The sequence below is a fragment of the Vibrio sp. Sgm 5 genome (assembly GCF_026241575.1).
Lineage (GTDB): Bacteria > Pseudomonadota > Gammaproteobacteria > Enterobacterales > Vibrionaceae > Vibrio > Vibrio jasicida.
Window position 1 is genome coordinate 1 of the sequence record NZ_JAPHPY010000047.1, and the last position, 13,411, is coordinate 13,411.

The window sequence follows — 13,411 nt, forward strand, 5'->3', positions numbered from 1 at the left end:
GCTACGACGATTGATGGGTGTAGCCGATCAGATCGTAGCTTCTAGATTTAGTTCCATCGATTTAAGCAACAAAGCCACTTTTGGTTGGTCTATATGCCCAAATTTTTCGACTAGCTGACGATGTTCGTCACGCCAGAACACAAAACTTTCCAATTCTTTAGGGCTGAACTCACGACCAGACGGTGTGATGATGATAGCTCGTTGCTCAAAAACACGAAAACCAGACCAACGAATATCATTGGGCAAGTAACCAAGTGATTTGATGAGTAGAAGTTTTTCTGCCATCGGGTACAGGCATGGTGCCATCAAGCCAACGGACAACAGTTGACTTAGTTGCGTAACAGCTTGCTTAATAGATTTGTTAATCAACATCGGTTAAAGCCTCAAAAGCAAACAATGTTGTTAATCTTAGGAGGACATTTTAAAGTGGCTAAAACCGGACATTACTAAATTGCTCTAACACGCTAAGTGCGCATTATATGTGTTATGTTAAATGCAATGTGAGCGTACGCCAAATCTTCTCTACATTGGTCTCTATCCCTCTCAGATTTCAAATTCAGACATCGTTTGTTAGGTTCATTAAACATAATGGTGATTTACCATAAAATAGCTAATATGGATCTATCAATCTACGATTGCTCGCTCTGCTATTAGCTCGTTTTTCTTTTAGCTTATAATCGTTGCTTGTTCTATGTTTCTATACGCATTACAAGAACTGAAACCACAGATACAAAAAGAGCGTCTGTTTGAGACGCTCTTTAAAATCTTTTGCTTAGTTTAAATTAACCGCCGGCCAACTTAACTGTCATGCCTTTCTTTTCAAGATGAGCTTTGATTTTATCACGAGCATCACCTTGAATTTCAATGGTTCCATCTTTTACTGAACCACCACAGCCACACACTTTTTTCAGTTCTGCGGCTAACAACTTTAGCGGAGCGTCATTTAAATCCAAACCTGTGATGATACAAACGCCTTTTCCTTTACGACCTTTAGTTTGTCGTTGAATACGAACAACACCGTCGCCTTTAGGACGTTCGACTTTTTCTTCTTCAGGTTTGATTCGACCGGTTTCTGTTGAATATACGAGAGACATACTCTTATTTCTTTTGCTGTTGTGCTTGCATCGCTTTTTGCTTTGCAACTAAATACGCTTCGATATGACGTTGAATTGCGGCTTTCGCACCTTTTATCAACTTGCCATTGAACATACAGTACCAAGCATTTGGCTCTCCTGTATCGTTCTTTATCGTGTAGCCATTAAATACTTCAGATTGAGGGTTGCCGGTGCTTTGCGTTCGTTGACCTAAAGAAGAAAACTCTTTGGGATCGATAATAGACGCGGTATCACACCACCAATCAATGCTCTTTTTTACCGCCGTTAAACTGCCTTGTAAAACGTGGTTTTTGATTTTAACCTTCCAAACGCTACCATCGGATCCGCCTGATTGCAGGTTAAAACCTCTATAATTTGAAATTGCCATACCACTGAGCCATCTATCTAATGCTTTGATACAAAGCATAATTATAACCGAACAATATTCAAACACTAATGGCTTACAAAAGTTCGGTTATTCTTATTTCTACCACAAAACGAATGACGGTAACGTTAGTTAGCTTGCAGTATTAATACAATCAGCTAAAAAGTCGTGGAACTGATGACCATTATTTTGCAGCATTTTAGGGAACATCGAGATCGGCGTCATACCTGGGAAAGTATTTACCTCATTCAAATAGATTTCGTTGTCTTCCGTTAAGAAGAAATCGATACGCGATAAATGACGAAGATTCATTTGCTTAAAGACTGTCTGTGAAGCTTCAAGAATCGCATCCACCTGCTCTTCTGTTAAGTTCTTTGCTTCAACTTCTGTCAGCGAATGACTCGCACTGCTGTACTTCTCATCGTAAGAATAGAAGGCACCATCAGGCGCGATTACCTCACCTGGTTTGGTAATGTACAGTTGGCCATCCATCTCATAAGCTGCGACTTCAAGCTCACGTGGTTTCACTGACTTTTCAATCAACACCTGCTCAGAAAAACCGAAGGCATCATTGACTGCTTGTCGTAATTCTGACTTTTCAGTGACGCTGTAACACCCAACAGAAGAACCTTGACGAGCAGCTTTGACAAACACTTTTCCCCATTTATCAAATGCTTGTTGCGCTTGCTCGTGGGCGTATTCATCATTACGAGTCAGAAATAAGTATGGAGTGTTTGGGATACCAATTGCATCGTACCAAAGCTTAGATGTGATCTTATTGAAGCTGTTGCTGCTCGCCTCAGGACCGCAACCAAGGTATGGAATGCCTGCGATTTCAAACATGGACTGAATATCGCCAGTTTCACCAGGGAAACCATGAATACAAGGAACGATAAAATCGACGGCTAAACTCGAGGTATCTGAACAAAGTTGTTTTGTGTTCAAGTCTAGGTAAACCAACTTATTTTGGTTTGTTACCCAACCTTCATTTTTGATTTCTACGCGCGTTACTTTAACGTTTTCAATCAAATTTAATTGCTGCTCGACGAAGTTTGCAGACAATAATGAGATCTCGTGTTCCGATGAACAACCACCGCATAGAAGAAGAATATTTTTAATCATGAATCAATCTTTCCGTGATTTTAAAAAGATACTATTCAGTATGATAAACTTTTGGTTAGCAACGTACAGTAATTTTACTGTGAAGAATGCTGTTCGAATAGGATTTAACCAAAGAAAGAAGGGAGCAATTTGCTCCCTTCTTTTTGTGTTATTAGTTGAGTTTATTAAGTGTTGGGTATGCCGAGTTTTTAATGGCATCGATACTCTTAACAAATGGCTTCAACTGCTGAAAATGCCCAGGAAGCGTCGATATTGCTTGTTGTGCTTCAGCGCTAGTTGCGTAATCGCCGTAAAGCACTGAGAACCACTTAGTGCCATTGACCACTTTGTAGTTTTCCCAAATAGGTTGGCTGTTTTGTGGAAGCTTGCTCGCGAATTGGTCTACTTTCGCTTGGCTGCCGACGGCAACAACTTGGATGGTGTAACCAAAACGTTGAATGCTCGCTTGCTTTTTATTTGGTGGAATGATCTTAACTGGCTTCGCTTGATTTTTAGGGGTTAATTTAACCACCTTCTTCTCTTCTGGCTTCGCAGTCATTTTGACAACGGTAGGCTCTACGTCTTTTTCTACCACTGCGTTTTCAGAAGACATAATTGGCTTAGAGACAGCCTGAGATTGGTAGTCTTCTTGGTAACTTTCTGATGTCACGTCAGTGATGTAAGTTTCCGAGGCACAAGCAGAAAGTAGTACTGACAAGCCGATGATTGCGATTTTTTTCATGAAGTAACAAACGCTCTGAACAAATATTACGATAAATCATGCCGATAGCAGGCTATTTTATCAAGCACCAAACACAATAATCTTTGAATTTGATGTGATGAGTGACACAAACTCTACAAGCATGGTTTAGATTTGCACCAATGTCTGGCTTATTCATATTTAAACAGAAAGTTATTCGTTTATGATTGTATAAGGACTAACCACTCGCTTTCGACGTCTATGGCCAAGGAGTAACAATGAACAAACTACAAAAACTCTTCAAACCGAATTCTGTTGCAGTGGTCGGCGCATCACAAAAAGAGCTGCGAGCTGGGCAAATTGTGATGCGTAATTTACTCCAAAGTGGTTTTGGCGGTGCAATAATGCCAGTCACACCAAAATACAAGTCGGTATCTGGTGTCATTGCTTATCCGAACGTAGCTTCCCTACCCTATACACCTGATATCGCGATCCTCTGTACAAACGTTTCTCGTAATAAACAGCTTTTAAAAGATCTTGATGCTCGTGGTACTGCATTCGCTATTGTTATTTCTGACGACGCTGAAAGCATCGATATTTCAGAGCTGAATATTCGTGTTTTAGGTCCAAATAGTCTTGGCATTATTCTGCCTTGGCATAACTTCAATTGCTCTTTTTCTCCTGTTGCTGCACGACCAGGAAAGATAGCTTTTATTTCACAGTCGGCAGCAGTATGTACGACCGTTCTTGATTGGGCCAACGACAAGAACATCGGTTTTTCTTCCTTCATTTCTATTGGACAAGGTCAAGACATCGATTTTGCGGAACTTCTCGACTATTTAAGTATGGATGGAAAAACCGAGGCAATCTTGCTCTACGTTGATTCAATTAAAGATGCTCGACGTTTCATGTCCGCTGCTCGAGCTGCCTCACGTAACCGAAGAATTTTGGTCTTAAAAGCTGGCCGCTCTAAACAAGCTCGCTCTTTAGATGAAGAAAGCATCGATGCGTTAGATATCATTTATGATTCTGCGATACGTAGAACTGGTATGTTGCGCGTTGGCAATACACACGAATTGTTTGCAGCTGTAGAGACGCTCACTCATTCGGTGCCACTTCGCGGAGAGCGCCTCGCCATTGTGACGAATGGTGGCGGGCCCGCAGTGATGGCCGTTGACACGTTACTAGAACTAGGGGGAAAACTCGCCTCTCTTGATGAAGAGTCAATCAACCAATTACAAGCCGCTTTGCCCAGCAATTGGCGAGGAATCAACCCTATCGACTTGGCTGGAGACGCGACGAAAAAGCGTTATGTCGATACGATCAATGCCATCATGAATAATGATTGTACTGATGCAATCTTGATCATGCACAGCCCTTCAGCGGTATCAGATTCATTGGATACCGCGAATGCCGTTATTGAAGCGATTCAAGCACACCCAAGGCACAAGCATTTCAATATCCTGACAAATTGGTCTGGCGAACAAACCTCTAGAGAAGCACGTTTGGCGTTTACTCAGGCCGGTATTCCCACCTACCGTACACCTGAGAGTGCGGTCGTCGCATACATGCACTTAGTCGAGTACAGACGCAACCAAAAACAGCTGATGGAAACACCAACGACGGCAGAACCACTGCACTCAGGCAGCGTCAACCTTGCCCGTGATTGGGTTAATGACCAACTACTGGATAAAACATCAGTAGTTCTCGATACGCACCAGACAAGTCCATTATTCGAACAGTTTGGCTTTAAGATGCTACCGACTTGGATTGCCTCTGATGTAACAGAAGCGCTTCATATGGCAGAAAATATTGGGTATCCAGTAGCAGTAAAACTGCGTTCTCCCGACATTCCTCATAAATCTGATGTTCATGGCGTTGCGTTGAACCTAAGGAACAGCCAAGAAGTATCAAGTGCAGCACAAGCAATCCTTGATACAGCGAAACTGAGTTATCCATCTGCAAACCTTCAGGGTCTTCTCGTACAAGGCATGGCTAAGCTTGGTAGTGCGGAAGAACTGCGGGTAAGTATTGTAGTAGACAGCGTATTTGGGCCCGTAATTCTGCTTGGTCAAGGCGGTTCAGATTGGAACATCACCCAAGATGCTGTTGCCGCTTTGCCTCCTCTAAATATGAATTTGGCACGCTACTTAATCGTGATAGCACTCAAATCTGGCAAAATACGATTACAAAAACACAAAGATGCCATCGACATTACCGAGTTGTCTAAATTCCTAGTTCGAATCTCACAAATGGCGATTGAGCTACCTGAAATAGAAAGACTGGATATTCACCCAGTACTTGCATCAGGTAGTGATTTTACCATCATTGATGCCGACTTAACGCTCAGGAAGTACCAAGGGGATGCTCAAGAACGTTTGGCTATCCGCCCTTTCCCTGCTGAGTTTGTGGAAACCGTCACGTTAAGAGATGGGCAACCAATCTTACTTCGCCCAATCTTGCCAGAAGATGAACCCATCCATGCACAGTTTATTAATAGTGTGTCAAAGGAAGACTTGTACAATCGCTTCTTCTCGGACGTTGGCGAGTTTAATCATGAAGCGCTTGCGAATTTAACTCAGATTGATTACGACCGTGAAATGGCGTTTGTTGCTGTTGCTTTTGATGAGAATGGACCTTCTATCATCGGTGTAGCAAGAGCGGTGATTACACCTGACAATAGCGATGCTGAGTTTGCAATATTGGTTCGTTCTAACTTGAAAGGTAAAGGGCTCGGTAAAGTTCTGATGCAGAAAATCATTAGTTATTGTCAAGTCAAAGGGACCAAACAGATGTCAGGAATGACAATGCCGACTAACCGAGGCATGCTTTCTCTAGCACAAAGTTTAGGCTTCGAACTTGATGTTCAGTTTGCTGATGGCACTGCAGATATGGTTTTGCCGTTAAATTAGCCTTGCTATGCCAATGTGGTTTAAGAGCTCAAAGTTGTCACAGCGGATAGAGTATGTGCACAGCAACCCTCGAACCCGACAGAAAAAACAAGGGACGTTGTGCGCGTCCCTATTGATTTCTATGCGTCTGCGTTATTAGTCATAAGCGTGACAAGGTCACTTTAATTTCCAGTTTTTCTTCAAATACTGAACGCACCATGACTTCGCTTCTCCCATGGCGTTTCTGCGCCAAGCAAGGATTATCTCGATGGGTTGCTCTTCAGTACCTTCGATACGTTTTAGTAGCCCACTCTCAATCATACTCTGTGCGACTTGACTGGGAAGCGTCCCTATACCCAGTCCAGAAGCCAGTGCTTCTACTTTTGCAGGAAAGTTGGTCACTGTCAGCCTGGGCTGCTTTTGCATAACATTGATAGACAGCGCTGGTTGCTCTCTTGCCGTATCGGCGATTGCTATCACTCGGTACTTTTCTCTCGCCGCATCATCGAAATCGCCATTGCGCTTATGTAGGTAATGATCAGCCGCGGCAACCCAAACCATGCTCATTTTGCCGATCTTTTCCGCTTTCACATCATGAGGAAGTGTATCAAGTGCTGGGCACACTAATAGATCAGCTCTGCCTGTATTTAATGATTCCCAACTACCCGCAAGTATCTCTTCTTGCAAGCGCACTCTCGTACTACTCACATTGGCCAAAGCATCCACCATCGGGAAAAAATTGGAAATGGGAATGATGCCATCAAAAGCGACAGTAATGTCCAACTCCCACCCGTTAGCCAGCAAGGTCGCATCATTTACTAACTTTTCACTTGCTTGAAGAATTGCTCTACCACTTTCAAGGATCAGTTTCCCGGCTTCTGTAAAATGTGCTTTGTGCCCTGAACGATCGAAGATGATGATATCAAGGTCTTGTTCAAGCTTTTGGATCTGGTAACTGAGAGAAGAAGGAGCTCGTTCCAGCTCGTTCGCAGCGGCAGCAAAACTCCCCCTTCTATCAATCGCATCGAGGATATGAAGTGCTTCTAAAGTGATCGGGCTTTGCACATGAACTTCCTTTTATGTGATTTTAATCACAGTAGTGGCATTTGAAATACCATGTTAAAAAATGACTTTAAACAATATAACAGATTGATAATTAAAGACTACCTTTGGCGTAGCACAAATTACTTTTGACAAAAACAATATTAAATAGCAATGGTAATGATAGTAATTACTATTTAGATAAACTAAGATACCGCACGTTGTTATTGCCTATTATGGATTTAAGGTATTGAAGCCAATGTATAAAAAATCAATTTTGTCAGCCTCTATTCTAGTTGCCCTTTCTCAAGGTGCTTACGCAGATGATACTTCAACATTTAATGAAGTGGTTGTATCCGCTACCCGTACAAAGCAAAACATCAATGATGTTTCAGCTTCTGTTGAATCGGTATCTTCTCAAGATATCGAGCGCTCTCTTTCTAAAGATCTGTATGATGCAGTTCAATACACTCCGGGCGTTGAAGCTACCACTTCAGGTCGCTTTGGCATCTCTGGCTTTAACATTCGAGGCATGGAAGGCGATCGAGTTAAAATCGTTGTTGATGGTGTTCAGCAAGCCACTCCATTCAACCCAGGTGGTGGCGCTGTACAAGCTATTTATCCAAACGCGATTGAGCTTGATACACTCACAAGTATCGAGATCAACAAAGGCCCATCTTCAACCCTTTACGGTTCAGATGCAATGGGTGGCGTGGTTGTTCTAAAGACGAAAGATCCATCAGACGTTTTGAAAACAGACGGTGATGAAAACCGTTTTGGTATTAAATCAAGCTACTACTCTGTTGATGAGCAATTCAAGAACACATTAACTTGGGCAATGCGCCAAGGTAACCTTGAAACGCTATTAATGGGTACATACGCTACCGGTAGCGAGCGACAAACTTACGGTGACGGTTCTGATATTGATGGTAGTGATCGCGGATTAGAAAACCCTGCAGACAAAGACCTAAACAACATTCTTGCTAAAGCCTACTACACACTAAATGATACGAACAAAATTGGTGTCGTCTTTGAGCGTTACAATTACCAGTACGATGAAAACAATCGCAGTGGTAACTACACACTAAACTTTGGCCCTATGCCTGGTGTCACTTATGCTGATGCAAAAAGCAGTGATGAGACGACACGTACGCGCTACGGCATTAACTACGAGTTAACGAAAGCTAACCCAGCCTTCGACGGAATGAAGCTAGACTTGAACTATCAGGTTACAGAAAGCGAAAACTCTAACTTCTCTAACGTGACTGATCATTTAGGCTACATTGGTTACGAAGGTGACCGAACTCGCCTGCGCCAAGCTGAAGATAAATCGCTCCAGTTTGATGCACAGTTCGATAAAGTGATTACCACGGACAATGCTATTCATGAGCTAACCTACGGTTTGAACTCTGTACACACTGATTTTCAGCTGACTAACGTTGATATCTTCCATGACAATGGCACAACAAAACCTGGTTCAACCACTATCCCAGACGCAACAGTAACTGAATGGGGCGTTTTCCTTCAAAACAACGCATTCTTACTAGAAGATACGCTTGTTCTTAACGCTGGTATTCGTTATGACTCATTTGAAGCTGACCCTTCTTCAGATGAAGGCTTCACAACTGAACGTAAGAAAAACAGCAACGATGCTTGGACGGGTAAACTTGGTGCGGTATATCACATTAACGATAAGCTAAGTACATTTGCTCAAATCAGCCAAGGCTTTAAAGCGCCAACGGTCGAGCAGCTTTACTACGAATACGACACGGGTGCTGAATTCGTTCCAAACCCAGATCTAGAAGCGGAAAAGAGCCTTTCATACGAGATCGGTTTCCGAGGTCAAAACGACTTTGCTCAGTTTGAATTGACCGGCTTTATCACGCAATACAAAGACTTTATTGACGCTGAAGACCTGCCAAGCATCGATCCAAACAAAGATCGTATCACTATCGTAAACCGTGACGAGGTGGATATTTCTGGTGTGGAATTTAGTTCAACTCTACTGCTAGATGAAAGCTTCTCAGCACCTAAAGGTATGTACACTAAACTGTCTGTGACTTACCTAGACAGCGAAGACAAGTCGACAGGTAAACCTCTTGATTCTGTAGCACCGCTTTCATCAGTCATTGGCTTAGGCTACGACAATGTTGAGCACAACTTTGGTGCACTAGCCTCACTAAAACTTGCGGCGAAGAAAGACGACTGGTCTGATGAAGACCAAATTGATTCATCAGGTTACGGTGTAATGGACATTACCGCTTACTACATGCCAGTGAAAGACCTGACAGTATCGGCTGGTTTGTTCAATGCGTTCGACAAGAAATATTGGACATACCAAGACGTTCGCGGGCTTGATAACACCGACAACACCGATTTTTACAGCCAACCTGGCCGTAACTGGGGTGTATCTGTAGACTACCAATTCTAATTTACTTTTTAGCGATATAATGAAAAGCGCCTGACAGTGTCAGGCGCTTTTTTATTCTATGTAAACTCTTAAAAGCTGTAGGTTTAACGCATTTTTGATGCTTTACAGACTTTTCTAAGTAAAACATTTCTTCCGCACTACAAAAACAAAAAAGCCAGCATTATGCTGACTTTTTACCAGTACTTTCATTTCTAAAATGTTAAGAAAAGAATGAAAAATGAAAGATTATTGTTTTGCCATCTCTTTCTTCACCATAACTGCTGCAGCAACGATGAATGCGATGATTAAACCAAGTTCCATGAACTACCCCGAATAGTTTAAAGAAAATTTACGACCTAAATTAAGAGTCGGGCATAGTTTAGCACTTCTATAATTACGTGCTACCTTTTAACCACAAATTTACGATTTTTTCCGATTTAGATCAAAAAAGGTGCGATAACGCACCTTTTTGTTACTATTTTGTAAAATGGTCACTTTTAGGCGTCTGGGTAACCTTGTGGGTTATTTGACTGCCAACGCCACGTATCACCTGTCATTTCTTCAAGTGTTCGCCCTGCCTTCCAACCCAGCTCATTCGCTGCTTTTGAAGGGTCAGCCCAACACTCAGCAATATCACCAGGACGACGATCTACCAGCTTAAATGGAACCGGTTTACCAGAAGCAGCTTCAAACGCTTTCACCATTTCCAGTACGCTATAACCATTACCTGTACCTAGGTTGTAGATATGAAGGCCTGCTTTGTTACCTACTTTGTCTAATGCCGCAACGTGACCGTCAGACAAGTCCATAACATGGATGTAGTCACGAACGCCCGTACCATCTTTTGTTGGGTAATCGCTACCAAATACCGACAAAAATTCACGACGACCTACAGCAACTTGAGAGACGAAAGGCATCAAGTTATTTGGAATGCCTTGTGGGTCTTCACCAAGCTCACCTGTTGGGTGCGAACCTACTGGGTTGAAGTAACGCAGCAACGTGATACTCCAGTCAGGGTTCGCTTTTTGGAAGTCAGTTAGACATTCCTCGACCATCAGCTTACTGCGACCATAAGGGTTAGTTGCACTAGTTGGGAAATCTTCTGTAATTGGCACTGTTGCAGGATCGCCATATACCGTTGCAGATGAACTAAACACGATAGATTTCACACCAGCGTCACGCATAGCATCGACCAATACGAGCGTACCGTTAACATTGTTGTCGTAGTATTCTAGTGGTTTCTCTACAGATTCACCCACCGCTTTGAGACCGGCAAAGTGAATGACTGCTTCAATGTTATGCGTCTTCATCGCATCGACTAATGAGGCTTTGTCGCGAATATCCGCTTCAATAAATACAGGTGTCACACCGCAAACTTTCTTTATACGTTCTAGTACTGTCGGTTTGCTGTTGTAAAGGTTATCGAGAATAACTGGTGTCATACCAGCTTCGATCATTTGAATACAAGTGTGGCTGCCAATGTAGCCCATACCACCCGTAACAAGTACTTTCATTTTATCATTCCTTCTGACGCGAATCGGGCTAGTTTAAAGGTTTCTAGCCCGTTTTTAAACAGTCTCTGGGGATTCGCAACCCATTAAAATCGCTTGGCCTTTACCCGCTTTCTTTGCTTGGTACATGGCCGTATCGGCGCTTTTCAATATTCTTGTGGCATCGCGTTCATTCACACCGACCAACTTAACACCGATACTGACACCGACTTTCAGTAAGGAGCCTCTGTATTCAATCGGCGCACAAATACTCTCGAGTAAGTGTTCAGCGATGCGTGTCACTGCTTTTTGATTTGCAGGATTCACTAACATCACAAATTCATCACCAGACAATCGCGCAATGAGATCGCTGTGTCGCGTGGTGGACGTCATACGCTCAGCAACTTGCTTAAGCACTTCATCCCCAGCATCATGCCCGTAAGTATCGTTGATGGCTTTAAAACCGTCCAAGTCGAGATAAAGTACCGCAAATTCATCTCGTAAGTAGCCTGATCTTTGTACCAATTCTTCCAGCTCCAAATGAAATTTGGAACGATTAGCAAGGCCGGTAAGTGCGTCATGATGAGCAAGGTATTCAAGCCTTTCCATTTCCTTTGCGCTCGAAAGATCAGTCAAGATGATCACCATATCATACGCATTATTATCTTCACTTTTCACAATGCGATTTACTTTTGCAAACAGAGGAATGAGTTGCCCGTTGTGGTTTTTCTCAATGACTTCCCCCTGCCACATGCCGTAATTTTCGATCGACTCTAAAATGCTTGGCATCATCGCTTGTAACTTGCGCCAACGAATCGATTTGATAAACGGCTTTCCAATCAACTGTTCCATCTCAAGGCCGGTCAGTTTCGTAACGGCGGGGTTTACCATCGTAATAATGCCTAAGTGATTAAGAACCACCAAACCATCCTGACTGCTCTCAAACACACGTCCTGCAACTTTTTGGCGATTCATCGCCTCTTCGATGGCGGTTATATCTTGAATCGCAAACAACAAATATCCGTGTTTAGATAGGCGTCGACTCGTAAGACTCAATTGTTGCTCGTTCAAATCACTTTGTAGATGTATATCATCACACTCTAACCCGCGGCTCAGAATCTGACTAAGTTCGTTGGGTGTTTTGGTTTTAATCAAGTCGCAGATGTTCGCCGTTTCCAAATTATGGAACGTTTCTTTAAATATATGGTGAGTCATCTTGTTGCAATGGATGACCCTTCCTAAGTTATCCGTCACAATGAGCGCGTATTGAATCGAGTCAATCACTTCTTCTGAAAACGACTTACGGCGCTCAAGTATATCTAATGTGTGTTTACGCTGTTTCTCACGTTTTTGTAGCTTATCGACCATGAGGTTAAATGAAGCAACGAGATCCCCCACTTCATCTTTTGCTCGATGATTAATACGTCCGCTCAAATGGTGACCGTTAGCAAAATCCTGTAATGCTCTGTTCACTTCAATCAGTGGACGAAGAACTCGTCGTTCGACACCAAAGTAAAAAGTCACACCACCAGCGAAGAGAATAACCAAGAACAATAAGCCATCTTGTAACAGCGCATCTCTTACTTGCATCATCGGCAATTGAGATAACGTTACACGAATACTACCGATAACTTGCCCTTCATGAATAATTGGCTCTAATACATAAAGGAAATGAGCCGATAACGCATACCCTAACGAATGCAAGCGGCTGCGCTCTTTAACTGATGGGCTCGGTGCAGAAAAGCCATCAAGCGCAAAAACGGCAAACGGCTGATTGTTTTTGTCATACAACTTGACGAGTGATACGTTTGGCTCCATCAAAAAATCAGCCAAAATGGTTTGTGCTTTTTGCTTGTTCTTTGTGGCGAGCGCATCTTTAATGGAATGAGAGACATCATTAATAAGAACTTTCGTCTGCTCAACGAGCTCATGTTTGGCGGACTGATACGTGATGTATGACGTGTAACTCTGAGATGTAACAAAGATGACCGTGATGAAAGCGAGTATCGGCCATATTAGCTTTGCTCGTATTGACATATATATTCCTGTCGCAAAAGACAACCCAAAAGACACAATGGTTGCTATGCAAGCTATCACACAAAAAGAAGAGTCAAGACTAACACGACAATCGATGAAATGAACCTGTAATTCTCAGATATTAGACTGATAAAACATGATTTTCTTGAAACTTCGGATCATTTCAAATTACTAAACGATCTTTATCGATTATCATCTGCTAGTCTTCTACCTGAAAAATGAAGTTAGTCACTGAACTTAAACGTATTTTCCTGCATTTTAC

At 42.5% G+C, this 13,411-nt stretch carries 9 protein-coding genes and 1 pseudogene; 2 read left to right on the plus strand and 8 right to left on the minus strand.

The window, feature by feature from the left end; genetic code table 11:
- Nucleotides 1–75 precede the first annotated feature (75 nt).
- The 5 genes and pseudogenes from OQJ86_RS20815 to OQJ86_RS20835 all read right to left on the minus strand — a co-directional run.
- A pseudogene (locus OQJ86_RS20815) lies at nucleotides 76–340 on the minus strand (phage protein); the annotation flags it as partial.
- A 442-nt stretch (nucleotides 341–782) separates the two neighbouring features.
- Nucleotides 783–1,094 (minus strand): stress response translation initiation inhibitor YciH, encoded by a 312-nt coding sequence (gene yciH, locus OQJ86_RS20820; RefSeq protein WP_265989942.1) that lies wholly within the window; start codon nucleotides 1,092–1,094, stop codon nucleotides 783–785.
- Nucleotides 1,095–1,098: 4 nt separating this feature from the next.
- The gene (locus OQJ86_RS20825; RefSeq protein WP_038870724.1) at nucleotides 1,099–1,482 is read right to left on the minus strand and encodes a DUF3319 domain-containing protein; all 384 of its coding nucleotides are present in this window, start codon (nucleotides 1,480–1,482) and stop codon (nucleotides 1,099–1,101) included.
- Nucleotides 1,483–1,611: 129 nt separating this feature from the next.
- Nucleotides 1,612–2,601, minus strand: a complete 990-nt coding sequence (locus OQJ86_RS20830) for a D-alanine--D-alanine ligase (RefSeq protein ID WP_265989944.1) — start codon at nucleotides 2,599–2,601, stop codon at nucleotides 1,612–1,614.
- Between the two features lie 151 nt (nucleotides 2,602–2,752).
- Complete coding sequence (locus OQJ86_RS20835; RefSeq protein WP_265989946.1) at nucleotides 2,753–3,322, minus strand: SPOR domain-containing protein; 570 nt, start codon at nucleotides 3,320–3,322, stop codon at nucleotides 2,753–2,755.
- 236 nt (nucleotides 3,323–3,558) lie between these two features.
- Between OQJ86_RS20835 and OQJ86_RS20840 the strand changes: the two genes are divergently transcribed.
- Complete coding sequence (locus OQJ86_RS20840; protein ID WP_265989948.1) at nucleotides 3,559–6,192, plus strand: bifunctional acetate--CoA ligase family protein/GNAT family N-acetyltransferase; 2,634 nt, start codon at nucleotides 3,559–3,561, stop codon at nucleotides 6,190–6,192.
- 156 nt (nucleotides 6,193–6,348) lie between these two features.
- Here the strand turns inward: OQJ86_RS20840 and OQJ86_RS20845 are convergent, their stop codons facing one another.
- Entirely contained in the window at nucleotides 6,349–7,236 is an 888-nt protein-coding gene (locus OQJ86_RS20845; RefSeq protein ID WP_265989950.1) for a LysR substrate-binding domain-containing protein, read from the minus strand.
- A gap of 235 nt (nucleotides 7,237–7,471) precedes the next feature.
- Between OQJ86_RS20845 and OQJ86_RS20850 the strand changes: the two genes are divergently transcribed.
- Nucleotides 7,472–9,643, plus strand: a complete 2,172-nt coding sequence (locus OQJ86_RS20850; RefSeq protein WP_265989952.1) for a TonB-dependent hemoglobin/transferrin/lactoferrin family receptor — start codon at nucleotides 7,472–7,474, stop codon at nucleotides 9,641–9,643.
- Nucleotides 9,644–10,119: 476 nt separating this feature from the next.
- Here OQJ86_RS20850 and galE read toward each other — a convergent pair whose 3' ends face one another.
- Together galE and OQJ86_RS20860 are read right to left on the minus strand one after the other, a co-directional pair.
- The gene (galE, locus tag OQJ86_RS20855; RefSeq protein WP_038870736.1) at nucleotides 10,120–11,136 is read right to left on the minus strand and encodes a UDP-glucose 4-epimerase GalE; all 1,017 of its coding nucleotides are present in this window, start codon (nucleotides 11,134–11,136) and stop codon (nucleotides 10,120–10,122) included.
- 54 nt (nucleotides 11,137–11,190) lie between these two features.
- Nucleotides 11,191–13,149 (minus strand): diguanylate cyclase domain-containing protein, encoded by a 1,959-nt coding sequence (locus OQJ86_RS20860; RefSeq protein WP_039977823.1) that lies wholly within the window; start codon nucleotides 13,147–13,149, stop codon nucleotides 11,191–11,193.
- Nucleotides 13,150–13,411: the final 262 nt, after the last annotated feature.

Excerpts from the sequence above, each read along its gene's own strand:
- yciH (WP_265989942.1), bottom strand. The coding sequence starts at position 1,094 with ATGTCTCTCGTATATTCAACAGAAACCGGTCGAATCAAACCTGAAGAA.
- galE (WP_038870736.1), bottom strand. The coding sequence starts at position 11,136 with ATGAAAGTACTTGTTACGGGTGGTATGGGCTACATTGGCAGCCACACT.
- OQJ86_RS20840 (WP_265989948.1), top strand. The coding sequence starts at position 3,559 with ATGAACAAACTACAAAAACTCTTCAAACCGAATTCTGTTGCAGTGGTC.
- OQJ86_RS20835 (WP_265989946.1), bottom strand. The coding sequence starts at position 3,322 with ATGAAAAAAATCGCAATCATCGGCTTGTCAGTACTACTTTCTGCTTGT.
- OQJ86_RS20860 (WP_039977823.1), bottom strand. The coding sequence starts at position 13,149 with ATGTCAATACGAGCAAAGCTAATATGGCCGATACTCGCTTTCATCACG.
- OQJ86_RS20830 (WP_265989944.1), bottom strand. The coding sequence starts at position 2,601 with ATGATTAAAAATATTCTTCTTCTATGCGGTGGTTGTTCATCGGAACAC.
- OQJ86_RS20850 (WP_265989952.1), top strand. The coding sequence starts at position 7,472 with ATGTATAAAAAATCAATTTTGTCAGCCTCTATTCTAGTTGCCCTTTCT.
- OQJ86_RS20825 (WP_038870724.1), bottom strand. The coding sequence starts at position 1,482 with ATGGCAATTTCAAATTATAGAGGTTTTAACCTGCAATCAGGCGGATCC.